Origin of the sequence: Bacillus sp. VT 712, assembly GCF_001614195.1 — a bacterium.
GTDB classification, from domain to species: Bacteria; Bacillota; Bacilli; order Bacillales; family Bacillaceae_H; genus Priestia; species Priestia flexa.
Window position 1 is genome coordinate 1 of sequence record NZ_LWBK01000117.1, and the last position, 485, is coordinate 485.

Annotated in this window: 1 protein-coding gene; it reads left to right on the forward strand. The window is 36.5% G+C overall.

The features are described 5' to 3' along the window. Positions 1-485: reverse transcriptase/maturase family protein (locus A2U94_RS20320; protein WP_231882798.1), on the forward strand; the 485-nt coding region annotated here is incomplete at both ends.

A 485-nucleotide genomic window follows, 5' to 3' on the forward strand; every position in this document is an offset into this window, starting at 1 on the left:
ATTACAAATTTAGAAGACTTTACAGAAATCTATACAATCCGGAATTTTATCTCACAGCATATGACAATCTCAGCAAAAATGATGGTGCTCTTACAATGGGTGTTGATAAACGTACTATTGATGGTTTCTCAATAGAAGATATTGAAAAACTTATACCCACTCTTAAAGATCGAAGTTATCAACCATTCCCTTCAAAAAGGGTGTATATCCCTAAGAAAAACGGCAAAAAGAGACCGTTAGGTCTACCAAGCTTCACAGATAAATTGGTGCAGGAAGTAGTGAGAATGATATTAGAGGCTATATATGAACCAACTTTTTCAACGTCATCTCATGCTTATCAGAAGAAAAAGAGTTGCCATACTGCACTTCAGGAAATCCAGCGAACATTTACAGGAAGCCGGTGGTTTGTCGAAGGGGATATCAAAGGTTTTTTTGATAATATTGACCATCATACTCTCGTTGGTATCTTGAGAAAGCGCATTGAT